The sequence below is a fragment of the Pseudoalteromonas sp. JC3 genome, from assembly GCF_030291895.1.
In the GTDB taxonomy this organism is placed as follows: Bacteria; Pseudomonadota; Gammaproteobacteria; order Enterobacterales; family Alteromonadaceae; genus Pseudoalteromonas.
On sequence record NZ_CP127855.1, the window covers coordinates 42715 to 67511 of the forward strand.

Annotated in this window: 26 protein-coding genes and 2 tRNA genes; 8 read left to right on the plus strand and 20 right to left on the minus strand. The window is 44.5% G+C overall.

Going from position 1 to position 24797, the window contains the following annotated elements:
- Window positions 1-4 precede the first annotated feature (4 nt).
- Window positions 5-415, minus strand: a complete 411-nt coding sequence (locus QSH61_RS00195) for a hypothetical protein (protein ID WP_010604192.1) — start codon at window positions 413-415, stop codon at window positions 5-7.
- Between the two features lie 279 nt (window positions 416-694).
- Window positions 695-877, minus strand: a complete 183-nt coding sequence (locus tag QSH61_RS00200) for a hypothetical protein (protein WP_010378070.1) — start codon at window positions 875-877, stop codon at window positions 695-697.
- Between the two features lie 166 nt (window positions 878-1043).
- Here QSH61_RS00200 and QSH61_RS00205 point away from each other — a divergent pair, with 166 nt between their 5' ends.
- Complete coding sequence (locus QSH61_RS00205; RefSeq protein WP_174171016.1) at window positions 1044-1634, plus strand: DUF938 domain-containing protein; 591 nt, start codon at window positions 1044-1046, stop codon at window positions 1632-1634.
- Here QSH61_RS00205 and QSH61_RS00210 read toward each other — a convergent pair.
- The 3 genes from QSH61_RS00210 to QSH61_RS00220 all read right to left on the minus strand — a co-directional run bounded on the left by QSH61_RS00210 (window position 1614) and on the right by QSH61_RS00220 (window position 4542).
- A complete protein-coding gene (locus QSH61_RS00210; RefSeq protein WP_206472079.1) occupies window positions 1614-2744 on the minus strand; it encodes a GNAT family N-acetyltransferase in 1131 nt (376 codons plus the stop codon). The genes QSH61_RS00205 and QSH61_RS00210 overlap by 21 nt on opposite strands.
- On the minus strand, window positions 2737-4011 hold the full coding sequence (locus QSH61_RS00215; RefSeq protein ID WP_206472081.1) for an alpha/beta hydrolase: 1275 nt from the start codon (window positions 4009-4011) through the stop codon (window positions 2737-2739). The genes QSH61_RS00210 and QSH61_RS00215 overlap by 8 nt, the downstream gene beginning before the upstream one ends.
- 63 nt (window positions 4012-4074) lie before the next feature.
- Window positions 4075-4542, minus strand: coding sequence for an Lrp/AsnC family transcriptional regulator (locus QSH61_RS00220; protein ID WP_128725299.1), 468 nt, complete (start codon window positions 4540-4542; stop codon window positions 4075-4077).
- Window positions 4543-4658: 116 nt separating this feature from the next.
- Here QSH61_RS00220 and QSH61_RS00225 point away from each other — a divergent pair, with 116 nt between their 5' ends.
- On the plus strand, window positions 4659-5846 hold the full coding sequence (locus QSH61_RS00225) for a PrnB family protein (RefSeq protein WP_206472083.1): 1188 nt from the start codon (window positions 4659-4661) through the stop codon (window positions 5844-5846).
- Complete coding sequence (locus QSH61_RS00230; RefSeq protein WP_206472085.1) at window positions 5833-6945, plus strand: aminotransferase class V-fold PLP-dependent enzyme; 1113 nt, start codon at window positions 5833-5835, stop codon at window positions 6943-6945. The genes QSH61_RS00225 and QSH61_RS00230 overlap by 14 nt, the downstream gene beginning before the upstream one ends.
- Here QSH61_RS00230 and QSH61_RS00235 read toward each other — a convergent pair.
- The 4 genes from QSH61_RS00235 to QSH61_RS00250 all read right to left on the minus strand — a co-directional run bounded on the left by QSH61_RS00235 (window position 6942) and on the right by QSH61_RS00250 (window position 8391).
- A complete protein-coding gene (locus QSH61_RS00235; protein WP_206472087.1) occupies window positions 6942-7691 on the minus strand; it encodes an MBL fold metallo-hydrolase in 750 nt (249 codons plus the stop codon). The genes QSH61_RS00230 and QSH61_RS00235 overlap by 4 nt on opposite strands.
- 127 nt (window positions 7692-7818) lie before the next feature.
- Window positions 7819-7911: transfer RNA gene (locus QSH61_RS00240), tRNA-Ser, on the minus strand.
- An 18-nt stretch (window positions 7912-7929) separates the two neighbouring features.
- Window positions 7930-8020: transfer RNA gene (locus tag QSH61_RS00245), tRNA-Ser, on the minus strand.
- 224 nt (window positions 8021-8244) lie between these two features.
- Window positions 8245-8391 (minus strand): hypothetical protein, encoded by a 147-nt coding sequence (locus QSH61_RS00250; protein ID WP_017219379.1) that lies wholly within the window; start codon window positions 8389-8391, stop codon window positions 8245-8247.
- A 285-nt stretch (window positions 8392-8676) separates the two neighbouring features.
- Between QSH61_RS00250 and QSH61_RS00255 the strand changes: the two genes are divergently transcribed.
- Window positions 8677-9519 (plus strand): diacylglycerol/lipid kinase family protein, encoded by an 843-nt coding sequence (locus QSH61_RS00255; protein WP_174171010.1) that lies wholly within the window; start codon window positions 8677-8679, stop codon window positions 9517-9519.
- Window positions 9520-9560: 41 nt separating this feature from the next.
- On the opposite strand, the gene QSH61_RS00260 is transcribed toward QSH61_RS00255, so the two are convergent.
- Entirely contained in the window at window positions 9561-10475 is a 915-nt protein-coding gene (locus QSH61_RS00260; protein ID WP_039490974.1) for a DMT family transporter, read from the minus strand.
- 106 nt (window positions 10476-10581) lie between these two features.
- Between QSH61_RS00260 and QSH61_RS00265 the strand changes: the two genes are divergently transcribed.
- Complete coding sequence (locus tag QSH61_RS00265) at window positions 10582-12033, plus strand: aminotransferase-like domain-containing protein (protein ID WP_026345634.1); 1452 nt, start codon at window positions 10582-10584, stop codon at window positions 12031-12033.
- Between the two features lie 38 nt (window positions 12034-12071).
- Here the strand turns inward: QSH61_RS00265 and QSH61_RS00270 are convergent, their stop codons facing one another.
- Window positions 12072-12857 (minus strand): YggN family protein, encoded by a 786-nt coding sequence (locus QSH61_RS00270; protein WP_206472089.1) that lies wholly within the window; start codon window positions 12855-12857, stop codon window positions 12072-12074.
- 288 nt (window positions 12858-13145) lie between these two features.
- Here QSH61_RS00270 and QSH61_RS00275 point away from each other — a divergent pair, with 288 nt between their 5' ends.
- Window positions 13146-13331, plus strand: coding sequence for a PA3496 family putative envelope integrity protein (locus QSH61_RS00275; RefSeq protein ID WP_010604204.1), 186 nt, complete (start codon window positions 13146-13148; stop codon window positions 13329-13331).
- A 178-nt stretch (window positions 13332-13509) separates the two neighbouring features.
- On the opposite strand, the gene QSH61_RS00280 is transcribed toward QSH61_RS00275, so the two are convergent.
- From QSH61_RS00280 to QSH61_RS00290, 3 genes are all read right to left on the minus strand, one after another.
- The gene (locus QSH61_RS00280; protein WP_206472091.1) at window positions 13510-13956 is read right to left on the minus strand and encodes a c-type cytochrome; all 447 of its coding nucleotides are present in this window, start codon (window positions 13954-13956) and stop codon (window positions 13510-13512) included.
- A 101-nt stretch (window positions 13957-14057) separates the two neighbouring features.
- Window positions 14058-14522, minus strand: coding sequence for a DUF2721 domain-containing protein (locus tag QSH61_RS00285; protein WP_017219384.1), 465 nt, complete (start codon window positions 14520-14522; stop codon window positions 14058-14060).
- Window positions 14523-14534: 12 nt separating this feature from the next.
- Entirely contained in the window at window positions 14535-15047 is a 513-nt protein-coding gene (locus QSH61_RS00290) for a TlpA family protein disulfide reductase (protein WP_206472092.1), read from the minus strand.
- Window positions 15048-15153: 106 nt separating this feature from the next.
- Between QSH61_RS00290 and QSH61_RS00295 the strand changes: the two genes are divergently transcribed.
- Entirely contained in the window at window positions 15154-15582 is a 429-nt protein-coding gene (locus QSH61_RS00295) for a YqaA family protein (RefSeq protein WP_095727083.1), read from the plus strand.
- Between the two features lie 39 nt (window positions 15583-15621).
- Here the strand turns inward: QSH61_RS00295 and folX are convergent, their stop codons facing one another.
- The 6 genes from folX to QSH61_RS00325 all read right to left on the minus strand — a co-directional run bounded on the left by folX (window position 15622) and on the right by QSH61_RS00325 (window position 22320).
- Entirely contained in the window at window positions 15622-15984 is a 363-nt protein-coding gene (gene folX, locus QSH61_RS00300; protein ID WP_010378103.1) for a dihydroneopterin triphosphate 2'-epimerase, read from the minus strand.
- Between the two features lie 7 nt (window positions 15985-15991).
- Window positions 15992-16546, minus strand: a complete 555-nt coding sequence (gene folE, locus QSH61_RS00305; protein WP_010604208.1) for a GTP cyclohydrolase I FolE — start codon at window positions 16544-16546, stop codon at window positions 15992-15994.
- 6 nt (window positions 16547-16552) lie between these two features.
- Complete coding sequence (folM, locus tag QSH61_RS00310) at window positions 16553-17269, minus strand: dihydromonapterin reductase (RefSeq protein WP_095727080.1); 717 nt, start codon at window positions 17267-17269, stop codon at window positions 16553-16555.
- 72 nt (window positions 17270-17341) lie between these two features.
- On the minus strand, window positions 17342-18178 hold the full coding sequence (nadE, locus tag QSH61_RS00315) for an NAD(+) synthase (protein WP_039490991.1): 837 nt from the start codon (window positions 18176-18178) through the stop codon (window positions 17342-17344).
- Window positions 18179-18238: 60 nt separating this feature from the next.
- On the minus strand, window positions 18239-18868 hold the full coding sequence (locus QSH61_RS00320) for a YceH family protein (protein ID WP_010604211.1): 630 nt from the start codon (window positions 18866-18868) through the stop codon (window positions 18239-18241).
- Between the two features lie 95 nt (window positions 18869-18963).
- On the minus strand, window positions 18964-22320 hold the full coding sequence (locus tag QSH61_RS00325; protein ID WP_206472094.1) for an ATP-binding protein: 3357 nt from the start codon (window positions 22318-22320) through the stop codon (window positions 18964-18966).
- Window positions 22321-22508: 188 nt separating this feature from the next.
- Here QSH61_RS00325 and QSH61_RS00330 point away from each other — a divergent pair, with 188 nt between their 5' ends.
- The gene (locus tag QSH61_RS00330; RefSeq protein WP_206472096.1) at window positions 22509-24794 is read left to right on the plus strand and encodes a penicillin acylase family protein; all 2286 of its coding nucleotides are present in this window, start codon (window positions 22509-22511) and stop codon (window positions 24792-24794) included.
- Window positions 24795-24797: the final 3 nt, after the last annotated feature.

Consider the following 24797-nt stretch of genomic DNA (forward strand, 5'->3'; position numbering starts at 1 on the left):
GCTCCTAATAAAAAGGGTTAAACTGCTGGCAGGTTTGGCACGCATCTCGCTGGAGCTTCAAAAATTGCCGTGACGAAGTATGGTGATGTTTATAAAACCGTTTTAGTGCCAACAAAGGTTTAAATAATTGATCCATGCATTGTTTACGTATGGCTGTATCAACGAGTGGATCGGCAATCTGTTCTAACAGTTCGGACAATGTATTTTTAAGATAAAGCTCTTGCAGCAGCGGGTTATTATGGCGCTCGTACCATTTCGCCATGCCTATGCCTGCCGAAATATATTCCGCAACCAAGAGCGGCGCCTCAAGTTGTGGTCGCTGGCAGTGGCGATTAAGCTTCGCACGATAAGTTTGTAATAAAGTAGCTAGCTGCATAAATACAAAACCAAACGATGTAATGATAATGGTTATCATTACATCGTTTGGTTGGCAATTCAAGCTTTAGTATTCGCACTGCCAAACGATTTGTTTAGCATTCACCATAGCAGCTCACTATGAGTCTGAAATGAATTTAAGAAAGTGTGATTGAGCTTATACCAATTGCACTAAGTCTCCAATCAATTTGAAGGGTGAAATACCATATTAGCGTCGTTAAAAATTTCTCATTTAGAACAACTAAATAGCAAAATTTTTGCCTAGCTACTAAAGTTATTTCTCCGCTTCAAATAGCTCATTCACCTAATACAATTGGTATTAATTATAGCCGAGGAGATATTGCTGCTCTGAATGCTCTTTCTCTTGTTCTTCGAGTTGCATCAGGTTAGCGACTTCTTGTCGGTAAGCACGACTTTTCGTGAAGGTATTTTTACGCTTCTTCAGAACAAGTCCTTCGCTTTTAAGTTGGCTTGGCATTTGGGTGATCTCTGAAATTTTCATGCTCGTTTCTCCTCTTAGTACTCTTTAAACTTAGCAGAAGTTGTACCAAAATAAATTTCTTTTCTAATTTTAATTGCTTAGTGGAAATTTTAGCTATTTGCCTTGCAATTGAGATAAATTCTTGCCTCAATGAGGCGCATAAATCGATCAAAATAGTGCAAACGAGATGACAAAACCATACTCTCAAGCGTGTGAAAACAATAAACAGCCAATATTAGAAAAGCTCACTCCCTATCTAAATAAACCTTTGGAAGTGCTAGAGGTAGGTTCTGGTACGGGTCAGCATGCGGTGCACTTTGCTGCGGCGTTACCGCATTTAACGTGGCAGACGGCGGACAGGGAGGTTAATCACGCAGGTATTCAAGCGTGGCTTGATGACGCCGAGTTAGAAAATGCTTTACCGCCATTGGCGCTAGACTTACACCATGGGTGGCCTGTTAATCAGCGTTATGATGTGATCTATACCGCTAATACCTTGCACATTGTGTCATCAACGCTCGTTGAGCGTTTAATTGCAGGCGTTGGACGACACCTTAAAGAAAGCGGCTACCTGATAGTTTATGGGCCGTTTAATTATCAAGGTGAATTTACCAGCGAGAGTAACCGAGAGTTTGATGCGTATTTAAAATCGCAAGACAAAGAGAGTGGCATTCGCGATCAAGAATGGGTATTGGCGCTTGCGGCAGAGCAAGAACTTACACTACAGCAAGACTATGCGATGCCGGCTAATAATCGCTTATTGGTGTTTAAACGGTAGTTTTGCTTGGCACTCGGTAAAGTAATGCCCGAGTGCGTCAGCTTCGCGCTTGGTAAAATCCTCGAGCGCGTGTTGAAAGTCAGGTTGAAATAAGCGGTGATACGATTGCCTCCACACCGGCTCAAAACCCCTCACTAACTTGTGCTCGCCTTGAGCACCCGCGTCAAAGACAGCAAGCTGATTAGCAATGGCGTACTCTATGCCTTGATAGTAACACAACTCAAAATGCAAAAAGTCGTAACTATCCTCAATTGCGCCCCAATAGCGACCGTACAAGGTATCACCATCCACAAGATATAAACTAGTGGCAATAATTTCGTGGTTTAAGTAGGCGCAGCAAAGACGAAACTTATCTGGCATCGAGGTGATAACTTGCTGAAAAAAGTCGCGAGAGAGATAGCCGTGGTGTCGCGATCGCTTAAGATAGGTGAGCTGGTAACTAAGAAAAAACGCATCAAGTTGTGCTGTGCTTATTTCTCTGCCAACAGTCCAACTTATGTTAATACCCTGAGCTGTCACAGCTTGGCGCTCTTTCATGACCATTTTACGCTTTCTTGATGTGAGTCGTGCGAGAAAATCATCGAACTCGGCGTAACCTCGATTATGCCAATGAAATTGCACATTGCGGCGCATCGTTAAATGACTTTGAGTGAGAAAATCGCTTTCACGACAAAAATTAATATGGACTCCACTAATGTCTAGTTGGGCGAGACTCGAGAGCGTAGCGTCAATATATTCAAGCAAGCAAGAAGATAGACGTTTAGTTAATATTCTTGGCCCTTGAGTGGGGGTAAAGGGGACGCCACATAGCCATTTCGGATAGTAATCTAATCCATGGCGCTCGTAGGCTTCAGCAAAAGCCCAATCAAAAACGTACTCGCCATAAGAGTGCGATTTAATATAGCCTGGTAAAATTGCAATCAACTCGCTCTGGCGTTCAATCATTAGGTGATGTGGTATCCAGCCAGTCTCTTTGCTGGTGCAGCCGCTCAACTCTAATGCAAGCAGCCACGCGTAGCTCGTAAATACATGTGATGGTGAAACACAGTCCCACTGTGCTTCTGTCACTTCAGTTAGAGAATGAATAAACCTGTGTTGGTACTCAGTCATTGTGGCCGTCAAAAAATGCGAGCAGTGCTTGCTCAAAGTTGCTGTAATCAGGGTTAAACGTGATCCGCGCAAGAAAAGCGTATTGCGTCATGTTTTTCTCGTGACGCTCGCCAAAATGGACGGTTTTACCTGTGCGGCAGTTAATGAAGGCTTGGTCTTCTAAATGGTAACTGGTGCAATTACGATAGAGCCCTTTGCGGCCGTAAAAAATATGTTCAGGTGGCTGCAAAATACCAATATGAGACATATCGACAATGTTGTCGGCTTTCACGCTCCGATAATTCACACCTTGCTTAGTCGATGGCGTTTCCGAGTAGATAAATTGGGTCAACGTTGATTTAGGTTGCCATTTTTCTAGCAGCTTTGCCGTTGCATGATTGTCTATGGTGGTATCGACATCGCTATAGCTGATAAACATCGGTACATCTGGCAAAGTGGTGAGTGATTTGAGTGGCGCCATAGCCTGATGGGCTAACGTTGCGCCATGCCATGGGAAAGATTCATATTTGGCGAAATCCAAATCTGCGTCTTCATCTATCCAATTGACAAATGGCACGTAATCAATCCATTTGGCTAGCCAGCCGTTCTTATTATGTGGCTCCGTGGCGGGTGAGATAAGTGCAACAGAGCCTAAATTATTGGGCTTGTGCTTCGCTATGCTACTCAGCACCAAGGCGGCACCCGTGGAATAACCAAGTACGGAAAAATGCTTAAAATCTTGGCTCGTCTGTACGATGGCATAATCCGTATGGGTTTGCCAATCGTCAATATCAACTTCGGTTAAATCGCTTGGTGCAGTCGCGTGGCCTGGCAGTAACATGGTTCTGACATTGTATCCTGCTTCATAGAGTGCTGCCGCAAGGTAGTGAAAAGTAAAAGGAGAATCGGTCAGACCATGGATAAGTAAAATGGCGTGATCTTTGTTGTCATGCTTAAGTGTAAATGGCGCGATTAAGTCACTTACCTTGGGGTTTGTCAGGTTGAGTATTTTTGCAGTGGGCGTCATTAACGGGCACGGCAGTGTAGCGCGAGGATTGCGGCTTTCAATAATTTGCTTAGTCGAACGAATGTAATCGTTATAGTTTTTTACATTCCCTACATCGACGGTGACGGGGCTTTTATCGATTGCTTCGCGGAATAATCCCGACTTTTTGCTCTTGGTGAATAGCGACATATCACTCACTTGGGTAACACAGTCTTGTGCGATGACCAAAGGTGAGCCAAGCAGACTAAAAGCAAATACTGTGGAGGTAAGGTAGTGGCGCATAGTCGGTCCTTATGAGCATAAAATCACATGCAGTATAGCGAGAACGGATGACGATAAAAATGGTTAGCGGATCGGTAATATGCGTTTTGCAAAAGTTTGCTTGAGTACAATCGTTGATTCAATCCCGCTAATCACCTTACAGGCCCCCAGTTGATGTTTGGCGAACTGTTCATAGCTGGGCAAATCCTTTGCTACGATTTCCAACAGGTAATCATAACTTCCGGAGATCACCGAACAGCTGATCACCTGATCTTCAGATTCCACGTGTTGTTCGAATAAATGCGCTGCAGTTGCGGTATTTTCACTGAGCTTTATAAATGCATAAACCAAAATACTTAGGTCAACTTGCGCTCTATCAAGTGCCGCATGATAGCCTGAAATTACTCCTGTATCTTGCAAGCGTTTTACGCGTCGAAGACAGGGAGTATCGGAAAGGTTTGCCTTTTCGGCGAGTGAGGCATTACTCAAACGTGCATTATGTTGCAAAGCGTTAAGGAGCAATTTGTCCTTGGCATCTAGATTTACCGACATAAACCAAATAAAAGAGTGATTCTTGCTAATCAGTATTAAACTTTTAGAGAAAATTGGCAAATTATGCTCGTGGTGATTTGCTAGCCTTAACTGTGGAATAATCACGAGAAGTAATCATGAGTCCATTAGCCGTACAATTTGACGCTTGGATTAGAGGTCCGTTTGTCGACCTTAACGACAAGCTTGAACATCTTTATTGGCAGCAACAGGATAAAGCAAATGTTGAAGGCGTTGGTGAAACGCTAAAAGCACAGTTATTAGAAGAAGGTAATCAGCTAGTCCAAGCCTTGCTAGAAGAAGGCAATACCGACGAGGGCTTTGAGCAAGCATTCGACTTACTCGGTAACGTTGGTCTATTTATGGCTGCATGCAGACGCCACGAAATTACCGAGCCAAGCCGTGAAAAGGTGTCTCCACTAACGCAAGCATCGGCACTGGCCATGCACATTGGTGCCTCTTTGGGAGTTACGCCGCGCTTCGCAACGGCTCATCTCACCACACACAACCGCGCAATCAACGGCGTGTATAAGCGCTTTACTTCTCATCCGGCAGAGCGCTTATTCATCGACTACAATACTCAGGCCATTCTTGCCTATAAACGCGCGTCCGAATCGTTAATGAAGGTGCATCATTTGGGAATTTCCCATCCCATGTCATTGGTGCTACTCAAACAAGTTAAGCAAGCGCTGCTTGAGGTGATAGAGTCTAATCGAGAGTTATTTAAGGAACTAGATCCCGAGGCATTCTTTTACGTTGTACGACCCTATTACAAACCATACCGAGTTGGTAAAGAGGTCTATCGTGGCGCAAACGCTGGAGATTTTGCGGGTATCAATGTTATCGATATGATGTTGGGGTTATGCCCGGCTAATGACATTAGTTACGGTCAAATGCTGGTGGAAAAATTCCTCTATATGATGCCAGAAGACCAAGCAACCCTGCGTGAATGCATGCGTACGCCTAATTTAATGGATGCGTTTCTGAGTGCATTGAAAGGACCGAAAAGTGATTGGTTTGGCCCTGCCTGTAGCTTGTTTATACAAGTGTGTAAGCTGCATGGAGATACGGCCATACAACATCACAATCAACTCGTCGAAAAGTATATCGCCAAACCTTCGCAGGCGATGCAGCAACAGCACTTAAGCAAAGTGACCGCCAGTGGTCCACCGATTGAAGTCTTACTCAAAGAACTCGCAGACTTAAGAGATAGGCGAGCCGCTGCTGAGCGCGCTGATATCTTTACTCGACATCATGATTTAAAACGATTACGTCAAGCAATAGGGGTTAAGCATGAAGCAATATAGGGATGATTTTCACTTGCCTACGGGTCGCTATTTATTGAGTCATTCCGTTGGTCGTATGTTGAAATCTGCAGAGGAAGATTTCCATCAGCAATTTATGGTGCCGTGGCAACAACAAAATCAAGAGCCTTGGCAGCAGTGGCTAAGCGGTATTGATCGCTTTACCTCAGCCTTAGCCTCTCTATTACACACTGATGCGCGCCTGTTTTGTCCGCAAACAAACCTTTCCAGTGGTTTAACGAAATGGGCGATGAGTTTGCCCGAAAGTGGCATTCGCAAAGTACGCGTATTGATGAGTGAGCAAGACTTCCCCAGCATGGGGTTTGCGTTACAAAATGCGCTGGACAATATTGAGATTGTTTATATTCCCGAAGCGATGAATATGCACGACCTGAGCGTGTGGCAGCAATATATTGACGAGCAAATTGACTGGGTATTTGTCAGTCATGTTTATTCGAACAGCGGTCAGCAAGCGCCTGTCGCTGACATCATTAGCCTTGCTAACCAATATGGTTGTCGAAGTATTATCGATATTGCTCAGTCACTTAGCGTATTACCAATAAATTTAAGCGAGTGGGGCGCGGATTGCGTTATCGGCTCTTGTGTGAAATGGAGTTGCGGTGGCCCTGGCACCGGTTTCATCTGGGTGAATGAGGATGTCTTGCCTTATTGCGAACCAAAAGACGTTGGCTGGTTTTCGCATCAAAATCCATTCGAGTTTGATATTCACCATTTTGCGCTGAGTGAAAGTGCGCTGCGTTTTTGGGGCGGTACACCAAGTGTGGCACCTTATATCTATGCGGGGCACAGCCTTGGCTATTTTGCCGAGCTTGGGGTTGAGCAAGTAAGAGCGTACAACTTTGCTTTGTTATCTGAGTTACAAGCGGCATTGCCTGAATTTTATCGCTCTCCTACAGCGCAGAGTGCTTGCTCTGGGACCGCTATTCTGCATTTTGGCTCGCGGCATGAGGCAGTGATGGAGCAGCTTAAGCGAGCAGGCATTGCTGTGGATAATCGTCGCTACGGTATTCGCGTCTCACCACATATTTATAATAGTCAGGAGGACATCGCGCAGTTGGTGCAGGTTATCAACGAAAGTTAGCTTCCTAGCCCTAGTGCTTTTTTGGTCTTCTTCTTCACCGAGCGCCAATGTGTCATTGGTTGCTTGGGCGCGCGCGCTATCAATGCGTTGAAATCAATTTCTTCAGCAAGTACCTCTCCTTGATGCGCCAAGATCACGGAGTGGGGTTGTAGAGCTTTTACTTTGGCAAGAGATTGGCGATACAAGCGTGGATAGAATACCGGAAAAGGCGCAACAAATTGCCCTTTCACTTTTACCGTCAAGTCCGCCACATAGATGCGCTTACTGGGTAGATGATACAAGCTCAAATCTCTATCCGTATGACCGGGTGTGTGTATCGCTTGCCATTCGTTAAAGTAGGGCAAGCTATCGCCATCAGCTAGGAAAAAATCTGGTGATAATTGTCTTGGATACCAAAGGTTACGCTTGGCCTTGCGCTTTCTCCCAGCAACCCAAAGTGCCAGCGCCATATCGGAGAGGTGCATCATGACACCATCAATACCACGATACCACTGACTGGGAGCATTTGCGGCCGCAATCTTTGCGCCCGTGAGTTTTTTGAGTTTATGCGCGCCACCGGCATGATCTGGGTGCATATGCGTGACCACAATCAGCTTGAGTGCGCTTAGTGGCTTTTGCAGTTGTAGGATGTAGTTGCAGACCAACTCAACATCAGCACGACAGCAACCATCGAGTAACAGCAGATCCGTTTCGTGCTCAACCAGATAAATATGTTGAATATAGCCTTCTAAGACATGGATTTTCATTAGTCACACTCATTTCTCCAATCAGATCTCAACATAGCATAGGTTAAAGACATCTGACCAGTTGTGTGTGGAAGTGATAAATCGCAGACATAAAAAAACCGCAATTAAGCGGTTTTCTTATAAGTGATGGCGGAGAAGGAGGGATTCGAACCCTCGATAGGGCTACAAACCCTATACTCCCTTAGCAGGGGAGCGCCTTCAGCCACTCGGCCACCTCTCCGGCGCAATACTTTAAAAATGGCGGAGAGATAGGGATTTGAACCCTAGATACGCTATTAACGTATGCCGGTTTTCAAGACCGGTGCTTTCAACCACTCAGCCATCTCTCCATGGGCAAAGATAATACTTAGCGATTTAGGCGCTGTAAACCGTTTTTAAACTGTTTGCTTAAAAAATGTGCTAAAAGTGAGGTTTTTTTAAAATTGTGCTAGAAATTAGCGGTTTGACGAAGAGGTTTTGTACAAAAATGCTGGTTGAAGTGGTGCTTTTATGGTCTATTGAAACAAATGCTGACGAGAGCATGGCGGGTTGGGGCGCCATGCTCTGTGCAGACTTACTTATACATAATCACGTCTTTTAACGCTAAGTGTTGACCACATACTGCCAACCACTTCGTCCAATTGATACGACGTTGTTTAGTTGGTTGTGTTTGGTTAAACGTGTTTTGTGATGGGCTGCAAGGTGCAGCTGAATTAAGCATGTCTGGCTCCTAATAAGCTATGATTGAAAACAAGGCTATTTTGCACGCAATTTGTTTAAATTTAAAACGATAAAAATTGATGTTTTCGGATAAAAATAACTAATGAATTAATGGTTTGTTCATTTTTGTTTTAATGGGTTCTTTGCATGTTTATGCATGGTTGCGATTGTCTTGATTAGGCTGTAACCCAATTAATATGTGTGTTTGTGGTTTTTGTTTTTGATTTTTGGTTTTAGTTTTGGTTTTTTATTCATATAAGTTGAGTTTTTGTATTTAAGGGTTTTTATGCTAGTGGTAGTCAACCCTTTAGCGGGTGCTGAGGGGAAAGCGCAAATTGCATGGTTAAAGCAACAATTAACACAACAACAGTTGACGGCAACTTGGTTTAATACCACTGGAAACTTTGTCGCAGATAGGGACACAATTGCTCAAGCAGCTACGGCGGGAGTGAGCGTGGTGGTGATTGGGGGGGATGGCACTTTGCACCTAGTCGCCAATGCCATTGCTGAACGGGATAACACGCTTGCGCTGCTGCCAGCGGGGACGGGCAACGATTTTGCTCGGCAGTTTCATTATTCCAAAGCACAGTGGCGAGCAGCTGTATTTTCAGACAAGATCTCGAGTATTGATTTGGGTAAAGTCGACGGGCGCTGGTTTGTCAATGTTGCTGGGATTGGCTTTAACGCGCATGTCATGAATAACTTAGGACAAACCAAACGGCTAGGAAAGCTGAGCTATACCTATGCGGGATTAATGTCGCTATTTACTGCCAAACTCATTCGCTATCACAGCAATACGTGGCCTGAGCAGGGTATGATGTTGTTACTTGCGAATGGCAAACACTTTGGGGCAGGGTTAACTCCTGCTCCTATGGCTTGCCTTGATGACGGTCAGCTGGAGCTACTATGGTTCACGCCGCAAACGCATTGGCAGCGGATGGTATTGTTTGTCAATATGCTACTTAAACGCCATATGGGTACAAGAAATGTGCACCACGGCCGCATTGCAGAGCTTTATATCGCACAAGAGGGGTATGACATTGAGGCTGATGGCGAGATTGTTGGGCGCACGCCTGCGACGATAACTTGCTGTCGCCGAGCTCTGAACATAAAAAAAGCGCCATTATAAAATGGCGCTGAAAAGTAAGAAGCTAAAGCATTGGTAAGACTTCAACTTCTAACTGGGGACCGAATGGACAACCAAGCGTAGATGCGATCTAAAGGCGTGAGTACAATCGCATTACCTAGGATGACCAAAATAAACCCAATAAAGGTGTTTTGCTGCCACTCAAAGCCTTCAAATAAGGTGCTCAAGGCCACGGCAACAAAAGGAAATAACACTATCAAATAACTCGCTTTCTCAGGCCCAATATTTTTGAGTAGTGAGAAATAACAACCAAAGGCAATGACGGTGCCAAACACGCTGAGGTAAATCAGAGACCACCAATATGATGCCGGCGCTTGGTTGATAAACTGATGTTCACTAAAGGCAACATAGGTTGCTAACATGACAGCGCTGTAAAGCATGCCCCACGCATTTCCCGCCATAACATCAATTTGCTGATTAGAATTGCGTACGCTCACCATATTACCGAGTGACGCGACCACCGTTCCTAATAGAGCTAATGATAATCCCAAGAAGGCCTCGCTTTGCAAATCAAATGCGACCAAGTCGTGCCAAAACAAGCTGACTATCCCAAGCGTGCCCAGTGATGCACCAAAGTAAATTCGCTTTGCAATCGGTTTGGCAAAAAACAACTTAGTGTTGACGATGTTAACGACCAATAATAATGAAAATGCAATTGATGCCATCGCTGACGTTAAATGTGCCTGAGCCCAATATAAGAAGAGATAGTTAGCACCAAAATTACACAGCGCTAAGAGGATGAAAAAGCCGTGATCTCGGCGAGAAAATCGCATTGGCACACGCTTATAGATGACAAACGCCCACATACAAACCGCGGCGAGGCCAAAGCGGTAAAACAGCGACACAAACTCGTTGATGCTGCCAAGTTGATATTCAATGGCAAGCCATGTTGATCCCCAAATCAACACAGTGATGGCGTAAAGAAATAGATTTTTCATGATCGGCTCTAGATTCAAACAGCAGTGGAAGTCTGTAGTTTACGCTGTTATTCTGTATAAGCTATATACAGAATTTGCTAATTTATACCTATACAGATGATTGCTTATGAGTACCGTTATTCAACGCCAACATTCCGCCTTTCTCTATCAGCAGGTGATCCAAATGATCTTGTCGATGGCAGAACAAGAGTCTATTTTACCGGGCGAAAAGCTTCCCTCATTGCGTGTTATGGCGCAAAACTTAAATGTCAGTATCCCAACGGTAAAGCAGGCCTATCAAGCACTTGAAGATCAAGGAAAAGTCATTGCCAAAGAGAAGTCCGGCTACTTTTTATGCCACAGAGCTTCGCACAACGACTCACCGAAGCGTGCACGATTGCCCGCCAAACCTGTAGTGGTGAACAAGCAGGCGTTGATTGAACAAGTGTATAAGGGGATCCATCAGCCACATGCAATCCCCTTAGGTATCGCTAACCCCATTGCCATTGCTGGTACTGAGCAGGTTCTTGCCAAAATTATGCGCCGCGCAATGAAAGAAGCAGGGAACGAACTCATTAATTATGGCCCTATGGACGGTTTAGATAGCTTAAAAAAGCAAATCGTGCGGCGTTATTTGGATATGGGTTTAGCAATAGACATGGATGAAGTGGTGATCACCAATGGCGCGCAAGAAGCATTGGCGATTGCGTTACAAGCGGTAACCAAGCCCGGAGACGTGATAGCGATTGAATCTCCCTGTTATTTTGGCATTGTTGAGCTGGCTGAAAACTTAGGGTTAAAGGCCATTGAAATACCTGTTTGCCCAGATGATGGCATTTGGCTGAGCGACCTTGAACGGGCACTTGAAAAGCATGATATTCGAGCGTGTGTGTTTTCTACCAGTATTAGTAACCCGCTTGGTAGTTTTATGCCTGATACGAGACGTGCGCAGCTGGTGGCGCTATTAGAGCAACGTGACGTGGTGTTGATAGAAGACGATGTGTATGGCGATTTATATTTTACCGAGCAGCGTGGCATTCCGGCACAAGCATTTAGCCAAAAGGGCTTAGTGATCACATGTGCGTCATTTTCAAAAACCGCAGCGCCTAGCTATCGGGTGGGTTGGATGGTCGCCAGTCAATTTAGTGCAAAAGCAAAGCGCATAAAACGTGCGTTGAGTTGCTCATCATCTTTAATGAATCAATGGGCACTGGCGGATTTTCTCAGCTCCGGAGGCTACGAGCGCCATTTAAAGTTGGTCCGTAAACGGTTAATTGAGAATCGAGACCGTATGATCCAAGCGGTGAATGTTGCATTTGGTAGTGAGGTAAGAGTCAGTCGCCCGCAAGGCGGTTGTGTGCTGTGGTTAGACTTAGGTAAGCACGTCGATGGTGCCTTGTTGTTCCAAAAAGCCCTGGAGTGTGGGATCAGTATTACGCCTGGTACGCTATTTAGTGCCAGCAAAAAGTATCAAAATTGTATACGTATCAGTTATGGCTTGCCGTGGGATGCGTCGGTAGAGCAAGCGATTAAAACGCTGGGGGAGCTGGCTGATGCGCAAAGGAAAGGGTTGGCATAACGTACCCTTAATTAAATGTAAGTTATGCCAACGTCAGATTATTTAAATTTAAACAGTTGGTACTCTGACATGGCGGGGATAGACTTTGCGACAATGGCTTCGTTTTTCGCGATTTGCTCAAAGTCGCCACACAGTGCGTCGGCTTTTTTCTCAATAGATTCTGCCTGTTGTTCAACTTTGGTTTCGATTTGTGTTGCGAAGTTTTCCATACGTTGTTCAAAGCTGCTCATATCACCGTTTGCATCTGACATTTCGTTGCCAATCGCAACCAGTAAGCTACCTATCGATTGCATCATGGCACCTTGTACTGCGGTCTCGATTTTTTCTTCAAACTGATTATCAAAATTTTGGCCAAACTCATCAAAGGTTTGCTTGCCCATCACAAACGCACCTTGCTGATAAAACGTATTTTGCACTTCTGTTTCAAGATCATCGATCACAGCATGGATGCTATCTAAACTGGTTAAATTAAAGGTGTGTGCCACTTCATTAAGGGCGACGCCCGCTAGTTTTATGCCTTCAAAAGCAATATCAGCCACTTGTGGTAGGCGGCCTCTTAGTTCATCACCATATTGCGTGAGCATCTTTTTTTGCTGTGTATTAAGTGCGATGCGCTCGCCATTGAGTGTCAGTTCGCCAAGGTTGTTGATCTCAGCTGTTTTGTTTTTGGCCGTTGTGATCACCAAGTTATCAGGTGTGATCCTAACGTCATTCTGAAATTCTACTTCACAATTGTCACCGCTAAACGTGATGTTATTTTTTTCGTGTGCAGCGACGGTGGTTGTCATCATTGTTGCTGCTGTTAGTAGTAAAATTTTATTCATGGTCGATCCTTATTGGCTCAGTTTCATGATTGTTGTTACAAGAACAGTGCCAAATATAAACCCAAGTAAAATCAATATATTGTGTTATATTGTTGAAAGTTAATGTGCTCTAAAAGTGATGAAATTGACTAAAATATAGTTGTTTTTGTCAAAATGAATTAGGCGATAAAAAATTTTTATTGTAAGGATAAGAAACTCTCACTTTTCAGAATGACAATTTAGCGCTAAATAGTGATCTTGAGAGACGGCTCTCATTTTATTAATGACTATTTTATTTTGGAGTTAGTTGTGGGTAAGACATTCTCTTACGATGCGCTTGATGATGATTTTGCAGACGATGAATTTGAAAAGTTGGGTCGTAACCAACATGACAAGCAAAAGCGTAAAGTCAAAAGAAAGCTAGACGACTACTTAGAGCAAAAACGCCTACGTAGAAATCTAGGCGATGATGATTTCGACTATATTGATGACTGATCATTAAACGTCATCTACGAGTCTAGCACTGACAGTAATTCAATTTGGCTGTGTGATTAAGCAGGGCTGTGGGTTACTCAATGCGATGTCTGAGTTATTGTGTCGTTGGTGATAGCCAAGCAAGTGACGAGATATTCAGATAGTAAGCAGCCGCAAATATGCGGCTGTTTTGTTTTGATTAATCTTTAAAAGATTTATGGCAGTCTTTACAGCCTTTTGCCCAATCTTTAAATGCAGAAGCAATCAGCTTTTTGTCGCCAGAGTCAGCTGCAACAGCCAGTGCTTGAGCATACTCGGCAAATTGCTTGGCTTTACCATCGAACTCAGTTCTGTTTGACCAAACGGCTGGTAGGGCATCAGTATTGCCTTTGTCAGAACCGTCGATAAATGCTTCCCAAGGCATTTGCGATAATTGCGCAGCGTTGTGAGCACGTTGCTTAAATACTTCAGCATCAAATGGTACTTTGCCTTTTAGCATGTCGCCCATATTACCAATCTGGAAACGGATCAATTGGAAAGACGCTTGGCGGTATTCAATTGCATCTTCAGCCGATTCAAACATAGTGTTAGCTTGCGCTGTTGCTGCAAGACAGCTAAATAGTGTGACGGTAAGTAGTTTCTTCATAGTAAACCCCTAATATTTTTCCCTATTTTCAATGTAAATTACAAATATAATCAAACAATTACGATAAGTGCCCTGTGACGGAGGCAACTAGTTTTAAATAATCAACTCTCGATGTCTTTGAATATCATGCCTCTGCGCATACTGCGGGTGGCTAAAAAGATTTCTCCCAGCAAAGAGACAAATGCGCCAATAAGCAGCACCATAGCGGCGATAAAACAAGACGATAACGTAATGCCCAATGGCATACTGTACAAGTGTGACATGAACAGCAGCATAACCACTGCACACACAAGCAACGCACTGAGTACACTCATGCTAAATGCAACGTGAATAAAACGAGACCGTTTTAACAGTGCGCGCATTTCACGGCTAAAGTGCATTTTGAGCTCTTCATCTTGCGTGGTATTGATCTTGCGATCAAGTAAACGCGCCCTATCCGTGATCCGTGCTAAGCGGTTTGATAGTACCCCTAAGGTCGCAGCAATACCCGTAATTAAAAATACAGGGGCAACGGCGGTTTGGATAACTTTGGCCATCGTGAGAATGCTAACGACCTCTGGATTCATATAATTACCTCGTTAATTCCAGTTTAGTTTTGATAAGGTGTTGGGTTGCTCACCGATGAGGGTTTGCATCACTCGGTTGCGTTCATCAAGCAAGATGACTCTAGGAATACCTTTGTTGGCATACGTGCTGTAGATATCTCGATTGGGATCGGCAACAAAATGGATGGGCAATTGCATGGTTTCGTTGAATTGCTCAAGTGTAGTGTTAGTTTCTTCTCGGCCAATAGCAACGATGGTTAACTCGGCCTGGGTGAGTAATTCAGATTGTTTTAGTTCACTCAATAAGCGTTGCGAATCGGAGCACCAAGTCGCGAATAAAACCACCAGCTTTTTGTGATTAGCATCGAACCTAACAGCTTGGTTTTTGATATCCGTCAATTGCAAATGTTTAAAGGAGTCGCCGGTGTGGATATAGGTCTGATAGCCATCATCTGCCCGTGGTAGCGCTTCGTTTGAGGCCTTGCAGTCACTAAATCCGGTGGTGAGAACGGTACTAAGTAGTAACATTTTTATTGTTGTTTTCATGTCTATTCCTTGTTTCCGTGTCTGTGTTTTTGAACTCTTGCGCGCATTTCAGTATATTGCCCCACTTAGATGATTTCTTAAAGTCCAATTTCTTATAGCCGTTGATATGATTTACCTTTCTTTATTTGGGCTTGCTTTTATTGCCGCAACATTATTACCTGCGTCGTCGGAGCTGGCGCTGAGTGGGCTCGTTGTGAAACAGCAAGGCGAACTGGTTTGGTTATGGCTGGCTGCGACAATGGGTAATTTACTGGGTAGCTGTGTGAACTACTATCTTGGTTGGTTTATCGCTAAGTGGCGAGATAAGCGCTGGTTTCCGGTTTCTCAACAGCAATATGATAAGGCTTGTGGGCTATTTAATCGTTACGGTAAGTTTTCATTGCTATTTGCTTGGCTACCCATAGTCGGAGATCCTTTGACTGTGGTAGCGGGGTCTTTACGAACCTCTTTTGGGTGGTTTTTTGTGTTAGTCGCGCTCGGTAAAGGCGCTCGTTATGCACTGGTGATTTACCTTGCCTTACAGGTGATTTCTTAACACCAGAGGGCAAGGAAGTGAATATCAGGGTCTTATCGCTTAGCTTCTATACCAATCAAGCGTGAGTGACACTGAGTCAGCAAACCGTAAAGCGTGCGGTTTATCTACGGTGACTTTTGCATATGTCACGTCTTGATGTTGATGACATTCAGCGAGTATGTCGGCCACTAATTTCTCAAGTAACAAAAAATGCCCTTCTTCTACCAGTGTGATGACAGCTTTGGTCACGGTTTTGTAGTTAAGCGCGTGAGCCACGTTATCATGATCTAAACATGCCGTATCCGCTGGATAGTGAATTTCAATATTGATCACGACATCTTGCTTTTTCTCCCGCTCCTCGGGATTAAAACCAATAAAGGTACGTAGCCTTAAATTCGTCACCTTAATAATGGCATTCGACATAGCGTGCTTATCCTTTCACTAGCTGTAAAAATTCGTTGCGGGTTTTGGGGTCGCTTCTGAAGTTACCAAGCATGACAGACGTTCGCATACTAGAGTTTTGCTTTTCAACGCCACGCATCATCATACACATATGTTTGGCTTCAACGATCACGCCAACGCCTTTTGCACCGGTGACTTCCTCAACGGCCTTGGCGATTTGATGAGTTAGCTGCTCTTGGATTTGAAAACGTCGGGCAAACATATCAACAATGCGGGCAAATTTAGACAAGCCGAGCACTTTACCGTTAGGTATATAAGCGATGTGACAACGGCCAACGAAAGGCAGAAGGTGATGCTCACACATAGAGTACAACTCTATATCTTGGATCAGCACCATGTCATCGGCATCCGAGCTGAATACCGCGTTATTGGTGATTTCATCCAGTGTTTGACGGTAGCCCTGAGTCAGATATTCCATCGCTTTCGCTGCGCGCTTGGGTGTGTCTAATAATCCTTCGCGGTCTGCATCTTCACCCACGGCTTCAATAATCGTTTTATAACTCTGTTGTAATTTATCTTGCATAATGCGTTACCTCAAATGGCGGCCACCGTCGATTTGTACCGTGCGTCCTGTCATATAGTTGCTAGAGAGTATCATGTCGACACTATTGATAACTTCTTTGCTACCAGGCTCAATTCCCATAATAGACTTTTTCAAGGTTTTTGCCTTGTACTCGTCACTATCGTCTTGATTAAAGATGATAAGAGAAGGTGCAATGCTATTCACTTTGATGTTAGGTGCAAACTTAGCGGCAAATGACCGAGTTAAGTTATCTAATGCAGCTTTACTTGCGGCATAGGCAATGTGTTTTGGACTGCCTTTTTCTACTACATAGTCAGTAATATGGATCACATCGCTGACGTTATTGCTAGCTGTCAATAAGTCGCTCAAGGCATGATTGATCAAATAAGGGACTTTAGCGTGGATCCGCATCATATTGTCGAATAATGCTGAAAAATCAGGGTTGTTGGCTTCACAATCCCAGCTCGATGCATTGTGGATGATGGCACTGAGTGCGTCGGTATGGGCACGAATTTGGTTGTTGAGTTGTGTGATTGCTTCTGGCTCGTCAAAATCAGCCTTGATACAAATGGCACCTAGCGATGCTAGTTCATCGATAACTTGATGTTTGGTGCGATACGTCAATATGACGGCTTGCTGTTTAGCGAGAAAGTGTTTCACCAAAGCAAGTCCAATGCGCTGTGCGCCACCAGTAATTAAAATAGGTGCAGCTGCGGGGCTCATACGTTAATCACCTTGTGAATTGAGAAATTAGGGTTGGCAGGATGAATAACTGGTTATCTCCTGCCAACAAGACTATTGTTCGTCGTATACTGTAGGAATTGGTTGACGCTTGTGTTGGGTGCGCTGATAAATGGCAATAAGTTTGTCGTTTACTTCACTGCTAACAGGCTTACCTTCAAGGAAGTCATCAATATTGTCATAGCTTAGTCCTAGCGCTTCTTCATCGGAAAGGCCTGGACGGTCGCATTCGAGATCGGCTGTCGGTACTTTATGTACTAATCCCGCAGGTGCCCCGAGAAAAGCCGCTAGTGCGCGAACTTGGCGTTTTGACAGGCCAAACAAGGGCGCTAAGTCGCAGGCGCCGTCACCAAACTTGGTGTAAAAGCCCGTGATGTTTTCAGCGCTGTGATCGGTACCGACTACTAAACCGCGAGTCAGGCCTGCTATTTCGTACTGCGCTACCATGCGCTGGCGTGCCTTTACGTTTCCTTTAATAAAATCCACGCTGGCTTGTGAAGGCAGTGGCACGCTTCCACCGGCCATGGCAGCAAGTGCTTGCTCGTGCATAGCATCGGCCGCAGGCTTGATGTTGACTGTTAAGCGCTGACTCGGTTGGATAAACTCAAGTGCAAGTTGCGCTTCATCTTCATCAGCTTGAACGCCATACGGCAAGCGCATGGCAATAAATTTATAAGCCCCAGTACCATGTTCAGCATTGAGTTCATCGATAGCTAGCTGGCATAGGCGTCCACAAGTTGACGAATCAACGCCTCCGCTGATGCCAAGCACAAGAGTGAAGCAGCCAGAGGCTTGTAATCGTGCTTTTAAAAATGAGACACGTCGTTTGACTTCAAATTCCGGGTCAATAATTGGCTGAACTTTCATTTCGGCCATGATTGCTTCACGCATACTGTTTCCTCAATACTATCGGGGCGATAAACTTCTATTATGTTGGTGCTGACGCGCTTTTTAAAGCCCTAAATGTGCTTTGATGGTGGCGAGCTCTTGCTTTAATTGCTCAATCTCGGCGATCAAGCTCTCGATTTCGCTGTCATTTTGTGTGTAGGTTATGGGTTCTGCCGATGTTGTTGTTGGTTCAACGACTTGGTCACCAAACAAGTGTTGATAACGACTTTCTCGTTTTCCTGGTTCTCGGGCAAGCTTAACCACATAATCATGTTCTTGCATCGCACTTAATGTCGACTCAACGTCCTGTACGGAACTGAATTCTGCGAGGCGGCTGCTGCGGGTACGCAGTTCACCTGGGGTTTGTGGTCCACGCAGTAACAACAAACAGATAATCGCTTTTTGTTTCGCGTTGACTTTAAGGTGACCAAAATCACTGTTACAAAAGCGCTGGCTGTACTTGTCGACGCGACCAGACAGTGCTTCGTCGCAGGTAATTAAGCGTTTTTCTTGTAGGCGAGTCAGTGTATCTAGCACGTCATTTTGAGAGAGTTCCATCACCGGCTCGCGATTTGACTTTTGATTACACGCATTGGTGAGGCCGTTGAGTGACATTGGATATTGTTCTGGGGTGGTGACTTGCTTTTCGATTAAGCTACCCAGTACACGTTGCTCTTGAGTATCTAATTGCATCACTTTCCTTATTTTTGTTGTTGCTGATGAGATTTATAACATCATCTTGATAATAGCAATATAATACCAATATTTACTGTAGCAAAGTGTGCGAGCTAACTTTGTTGGGCCGTAGACGAAGGTGCCTGCATTGTTTGCTGTGGTTTTACTTGCAGAAGTTTGGCTTTTAGCTCATCAAAGTCAATGGGTTTGGTGAGGTAGTCATCCATACCTGCATTGAGGCATTTTTCTCTATCACCTTGCATCGCGTTGGCGGTTAGTGCAACGATCACGCTATTCTGATGGTTTTTTCCGGCAACACCTTGGCGGATCTGCTGTGTTGCCTGATAACCATCCATCACCGGCATCTGACAATCCATTAGAATAACATCGTAAGGTTTGTTAATCGATTGCAAGTGTGCAAGTGCTAACTCTCCATTTTCTTGGCAGACTACTTTTGCACCTAAACGTTCTAACATGGTTATCGCAACGGTTTGGTTTATCCGATTATCTTCCACTAATAAGATTGAGCGTGCTAACAAGGGTTCAGCACTGACCGGTGAATCGGCTTTGACGGATTTCGGCTTGTCTGGATCTTGATAATCAGAGTTGAACACCTGAAGTGCTGCATATGGCGTAATGGGGTAGTACACCCGCTCACAAGAGGAAAATAGCGAGAGCGTTTCACTACTTTGTTCTTCAACGGCAACCACATGAGCGATCTGTTGTTGTGTTAGCTGCGTTTTGAGTGCTTGTTGCTTTTTCCGTGGTATGGCATTGAGTAACTTGGCATCCAAAATAACAGCAAGATGTGAGGATGGTTGTTGTAGCTGAGTCATGAGCATATCAAGTTGCTGCACGTGTAAGCACGTGATATGCCAAGGCTTCAGTAGTTTACTATAGTCTTCATTGATTTCGCTTAATATATATAACGTTGAATTATCAGACTTTTCATGCTCGGTAATGGGTTTGGCAGCAGTTAGTAGCACATTACAGGAGAACGTGCTGCCAACGTGTTCTTTACTAAATGCTTGTAGGTCGCCACCGAGCAATTGAGATAATTGCTTTGCAATGGTGAGACCAAGCCCTGTGCCGCCATATTGCCGAGTGGTTGATATATCTGCTTGGGTAAATGAATCAAAAACTTTATTGAGCTTTTCCTTTGATATACCGATACCTGTATCTTCTACACTGCACCAAAGCCGAGTTTGCTCGCCCGTTTGTTCTGTATGGCAGCTTAATGTTACTGAACCATCATGGGTGAACTTAATTGCATTGCTTAGCAAATTATTGAGAATTTGTTTGAGGCGATTCGGATCAGTTTGCGCGGTATGGACTTTCATACCTGATAAATCGATATGCAGCCGGTTATTGTTGGCATCAGCGGCGCGCACAAACCCAGACAGCATATTACTGAGCATCTCGATAAGATCGCACTCAACAAATTCTATCGTTAGCTTACCAGCCTCGATTTTGGAAAAGTCGAGAATATCATTAATTATAGTGAGCAAAGATTTCGCTGAACTATGTGCCAAGGAGAGCTGGTGGTGTTGAGTCGAAGTGAGTTGTGAGTGCATGACAAGCTCAACCATACCCATTACACCATTAAGTGGGGTGCGTATCTCATGACTCATGCTGGCTAAAAACTCAGCCTTCATTTTTGCGGATTGCTCTGCTAAATCTTTATCAATGATGGCTTGATTTTTTGCCTTTTGGTGGGCTTTATTGATAAAAAGGCTTCCTAACATGGCGGCGATAGACTTCATTAAACGGAGATCGCTTTGACCCCAAGCTGGACTTATTATGTCGTACTCTGCACAAAGAACGCCTAAGGTTTGGTTTTTATGACTGATAGGACAGCAAAGCATCGCCTTAATTTCAAAAGGCTCAAGGTACGTTGTGGTGAGGGCCATTGTTGTTGGGTGGTTTTCAGCTTGTTCCGCCGCAATTATTTGGCCACTCTCAATTTCATTGAATAACGCAGGCGCTATTGCTTTTCGCCAAGGAGGAAAGTGCTCTAAGTTATCCATCGCTGCATTTGAAAAACACACTGGGATCAGCTGGTTTTTATCCTCATTAAATTGCCAAATGCTAACTTTATTAACCTCCACTCCTTTGCTACAGGTATCTGCACAGAGTGTGAGTGCTTTGCTGAGATGGTTATTTAAGATGGCTTCGTGAGAGCTCAAATGGGCAAGGAGCTCATTATTTTTGGCGAATTTATCATGTTCCATCTCCATGATTTTGCGTTTATGAATATTTTGAATGGAACCAAAAATGTGGTTAGTGCGTTTGCCACTGCGAATAGCGCGTGCTTTCACCAGCACCCATAAGTCATCCATCTTTTGGGTTTGGATGATAAATTCTTCTTCGAACTCATGGCCGGTTTTTATAAGTTCATCAATACAGTCTTGCAAGCGCTTTCTGTGCAAACCTGCTTTGAAAAACTCTGTCGTATTCATCCAAGTAGGCTGAAATTGCCTTGGCACGCAGAAAATACTACGGGTGACGTCCGACCAAATAATATCACGGGTTTTGACGTTAATTTCCCATGCGCCAACTTCTGCGAGTATGCCCATATTGGTCAGTGATAAGGCATTGCGTTGAAGTTGCGATAGCAGTCGATTGATAAAGATAAATGCGGCAATAAAGATGACAATCAGCGCGATGATTGCTAAGCGAAAAGGCCATACTGCAGTTACTGCTGGTTGCCAGCCAATGCGGGGCACGGCGTAGAGTTCCCACTCACCGGAGGGCACATTAACACTAAATGCGATGGGGGCAAGCGAATGTATATTACTGTTGCCATAAAAATAATCACCTTCTCGGCCTTTGCCATCCACGCCTTGAATCGCAATCAGGTATTGACTTTCTAATGCGGTAAAGTTTGCTTGTTGATAAAGGTTATCCATATCGAGCACGACAGAGAGTAACCCCCAGAAGTGGGTTTTATCAGTGTAAACTGGAACTCTTGCGATTAAACCAGTCCCGCCCTGAAGTAATTCTAGTGGCCCTGCCATCACGATTTCGCGACTTTCTTTGGCGAGTAATGCGCCGTATTTTTGCGTCGGATGGGTTTGATAGTTTAGGCCTATGGCTTTTTCATTGCCTTTTAAAGGATAAATATAGTCGAGCCGCATATTTGGGGCTGCTCCGATATTGCGAAGGGTTCGGCTACTATCGAATAAGGGTTTTGCGAGCTGTTCGAAGCGAGCTTGAGATAGCTCGGATTGACCTGAAAGGGCAATGCCTAGCCCTCTGACAAGTTGTACATTTTTTGCCAGAATACCCTCTATTTTAGTGCGGTAGACATTCACTTCCTCGGTCGAGCGACTCTTTTCTATTGCGATTAAGCGGCGATAGTTTACTTGATCGACATACCATGCCACCGCAATGATAACGACCAGCAGAAGCCAGAAGCTATATTTCACAAAGCGAAATTTAAGTGGTGATGTCGATAGTTCAGAAATCATGGTGCTTTTGTGTTGAAGACGATGATTTAACTATAGTTCAGTCCTCACAAAGCGAAATCTAATTGAGCAAAATAAAACGTTTTAACTTGATTGTCTTATAACTGTGACACAGTCGAGAATATTGGTTTATTGGCCGATGACATGATATACCTTCCAGCTGTATATTTAGCACATTGTAAAGGATAGCTATGCTTATTTGGATTAAACGAATTGTTGTCGTACTGCTGTTGCTCGTATTACTAGGGACAGCGACCATCTATGGTCTGTTGGCATTGAGCTTGCCAGCACTCGATGGAAAAGGTAGTGCTACGACAATTGAAAATACCGTGACGGTAGCGCGAGATGCGATGGGACAAGCAGTGGTATCGGCGGACTCGCGAGCAGATGCGTCCTATGGTTTGGGCTTTGCGCACGGCCAAGACCGATTTTTTCAAATGGATTTATTACGTCGTAATGCTGCGGGTGAGTTGAGCGAGTTATTTGGTTCCGCTGCAATAGGTTTAGATGAAAGGATGCGATTTCATCAGTTTAGAAAGCGAGCTGAGTTAATTGTACGGTCCTTACCGAGTGCTTATCGATTAACTCTTGAGCGTTATACTCGTGGAGTGAATGATGGTCGAGCGCAATCTGGGTTCACCAGTTTTGAATATTTGCTATTGGGATCAAAACCTAAACCTTGGCAGCCAGAGGACAGCTTGCTAGTTATTTTCAGCATGTATCTAGATTTACAAACAGCCAACTATGAGCGTGATGAAGCCTTGATAGCCCTTAAGCAGCAATATGGTCAAGGTATGCTCGATTTCATTTTGCAGCCCAGCCACCATCAAGCCGCATTAGATGGTAGCGTAATAACGGCACCAACTGCCGCTATTCCAATCTTAGAGCTGCATCTGGCGCAAATTCAGCCTCAGCATATTGAAGATGTACCGTTATATGGCAGTAACAACTGGGCGGTAACCGGTGCGCTGACGAAAACAGGAGCGGCTATGTTATCGGACGATATGCATTTGGGTTTAAGCGTACCATCAATTTGGTATCGCGCGCAGCTAAACTATCAGGAACAGGGTAAAGAGGTACAAGTCACAGGCGTGTCGTTACCTGGCGCGCCTGCCATCGTTGTTGGTAGCAATAATCACATCGCATGGGGATTTACGAATGGCTATCTAGATGCTGCTGATTGGATAGAGCTTAATAGCGACACCAAAACACAGCAGATCGCTGAAGAGATTATGTTACCTAGCGGTGAGGTGCATACTTATCAGTTGGAAATGAGTGCGTTTGGCCCAGTAAAGCAGTTGGGTGATAAAAAGCTTGCGCTGAGTTGGGTTGCTCACCAGCCCTATGCAGTCAATCTAGAGCTCATTCAGCTTGAGCTGTTCTCTGAAGTTGGAGAAGCGACTGCACATGCCAAAAATGTGGGCATTCCAATTCAGAATTTGGTCGTGGTGGATAGCCAAGGTAGTGCAGCGTGGACGCCGATTGGCGCTATTCCTGCTCGCAAGTTTGCTCATGATACTGCGGTGAAGCAGGAAGAGTATGAATCCTCTTGGCAAAATAACGAGAGTATTCGCCCGGTGGTACAAGACCCTGAAAGCGGTAAGTTATGGACTGCAAACGCTCGAGTCGTGTCTGTCGCGGATAATCAACGCTTTGGTGATGGCGGTTATGCGCCAGGTGCACGCGCCGCACAAATTCGTGATGGCCTGATTAGTAAGCAAGTTTTCACCGAAGCAGATTTCTATCAGCTGCAACTGGATAACCAAGCGAAGTTTTTAACGCCTTGGCATGAGCGTTTAGTCACGCTATTGCAAACGCAAGACCCAAGCTCCTTTGATAAAGACTTAAAGTTACTTAAAGACTGGCAGGGCTGCGCGTGTGCTGATTCAGTTGGCTACACTTTGGTGAAAGCTTATCGCAATGCCTTGATAGACACATTATATGCGCCGTTAGAGCAGTATTTACAAACGCAGAGCCTGTCGCTGAAGTCTGTTAAAGGTTATTTCGAACCCGGTCTTTGGCAGCTTTTAACTGAGCAACCAAATAGCTGGCTTGGCAGCTATAGCAATTGGAATGAACTTGAGCTGGCGGCATATCAACTAGCCAAACAAAAACTCAGTGAACGCTATGGCAGTAATATGGCCGCTTGGCGTTGGGGAGATGTGAATGCACTTAAGGTGCAGCACCCATTCTCCAAACAAATGCCTATGCTAAGTGGGTTGTTAGATATGCCAACCACACAAGCCTTTGGTGATACCTTTATGCCAGCAGTGCAAGGTAAAGCATTTGGTGCATCACAGCGCTTTATTGCACAACCTGGCCATTTAGAAAATGCGATTTTAACAGTTGCTGGTGGCCAAAGTGGACATCCGCTATCACCATTTTATCGTACGGGGTTTAATGACTATACTGAAGGAGGCAACACCCCCTTGTTACCAGGCAAAATAACTCACCAGATTGTCATTTCACCTAAGTAAGGC

Coding starts and splice junctions, on each gene's coding strand:
- QSH61_RS00205 (WP_174171016.1), top strand. CDS start 1,044: ATGACAAAACCATACTCTCAAGCGTGTGAAAACAATAAACAGCCAATA.
- QSH61_RS00270 (WP_206472089.1), bottom strand. CDS start 12,857: ATGAATAAAATTTTACTACTAACAGCAGCAACAATGATGACAACCACC.
- QSH61_RS00260 (WP_039490974.1), bottom strand. CDS start 10,475: ATGAAAAATCTATTTCTTTACGCCATCACTGTGTTGATTTGGGGATCA.
- QSH61_RS00295 (WP_095727083.1), top strand. CDS start 15,154: ATGATTTACCTTTCTTTATTTGGGCTTGCTTTTATTGCCGCAACATTA.
- QSH61_RS00230 (WP_206472085.1), top strand. CDS start 5,833: ATGAAGCAATATAGGGATGATTTTCACTTGCCTACGGGTCGCTATTTA.
- nadE (WP_039490991.1), bottom strand. CDS start 18,178: ATGCGTGAAGCAATCATGGCCGAAATGAAAGTTCAGCCAATTATTGAC.
- QSH61_RS00280 (WP_206472091.1), bottom strand. CDS start 13,956: ATGAAGAAACTACTTACCGTCACACTATTTAGCTGTCTTGCAGCAACA.
- QSH61_RS00225 (WP_206472083.1), top strand. CDS start 4,659: ATGAGTCCATTAGCCGTACAATTTGACGCTTGGATTAGAGGTCCGTTT.
- QSH61_RS00265 (WP_026345634.1), top strand. CDS start 10,582: ATGAGTACCGTTATTCAACGCCAACATTCCGCCTTTCTCTATCAGCAG.
- folE (WP_010604208.1), bottom strand. CDS start 16,546: ATGCAAGATAAATTACAACAGAGTTATAAAACGATTATTGAAGCCGTG.
- QSH61_RS00250 (WP_017219379.1), bottom strand. CDS start 8,391: ATGCTTAATTCAGCTGCACCTTGCAGCCCATCACAAAACACGTTTAAC.
- QSH61_RS00290 (WP_206472092.1), bottom strand. CDS start 15,047: ATGAAAACAACAATAAAAATGTTACTACTTAGTACCGTTCTCACCACC.
- QSH61_RS00285 (WP_017219384.1), bottom strand. CDS start 14,522: ATGAATCCAGAGGTCGTTAGCATTCTCACGATGGCCAAAGTTATCCAA.
- QSH61_RS00330 (WP_206472096.1), top strand. CDS start 22,509: ATGCTTATTTGGATTAAACGAATTGTTGTCGTACTGCTGTTGCTCGTA.
- QSH61_RS00320 (WP_010604211.1), bottom strand. CDS start 18,868: ATGCAATTAGATACTCAAGAGCAACGTGTACTGGGTAGCTTAATCGAA.
- folX (WP_010378103.1), bottom strand. CDS start 15,984: ATGTCGAATGCCATTATTAAGGTGACGAATTTAAGGCTACGTACCTTT.
- QSH61_RS00325 (WP_206472094.1), bottom strand. CDS start 22,320: ATGATTTCTGAACTATCGACATCACCACTTAAATTTCGCTTTGTGAAA.
- QSH61_RS00255 (WP_174171010.1), top strand. CDS start 8,677: ATGCTAGTGGTAGTCAACCCTTTAGCGGGTGCTGAGGGGAAAGCGCAA.
- QSH61_RS00195 (WP_010604192.1), bottom strand. CDS start 415: ATGATAACCATTATCATTACATCGTTTGGTTTTGTATTTATGCAGCTA.
- folM (WP_095727080.1), bottom strand. CDS start 17,269: ATGAGCCCCGCAGCTGCACCTATTTTAATTACTGGTGGCGCACAGCGC.
- QSH61_RS00200 (WP_010378070.1), bottom strand. CDS start 877: ATGAAAATTTCAGAGATCACCCAAATGCCAAGCCAACTTAAAAGCGAA.
- QSH61_RS00220 (WP_128725299.1), bottom strand. CDS start 4,542: ATGTCGGTAAATCTAGATGCCAAGGACAAATTGCTCCTTAACGCTTTG.
- QSH61_RS00215 (WP_206472081.1), bottom strand. CDS start 4,011: ATGCGCCACTACCTTACCTCCACAGTATTTGCTTTTAGTCTGCTTGGC.
- QSH61_RS00210 (WP_206472079.1), bottom strand. CDS start 2,744: ATGACTGAGTACCAACACAGGTTTATTCATTCTCTAACTGAAGTGACA.
- QSH61_RS00235 (WP_206472087.1), bottom strand. CDS start 7,691: ATGAAAATCCATGTCTTAGAAGGCTATATTCAACATATTTATCTGGTT.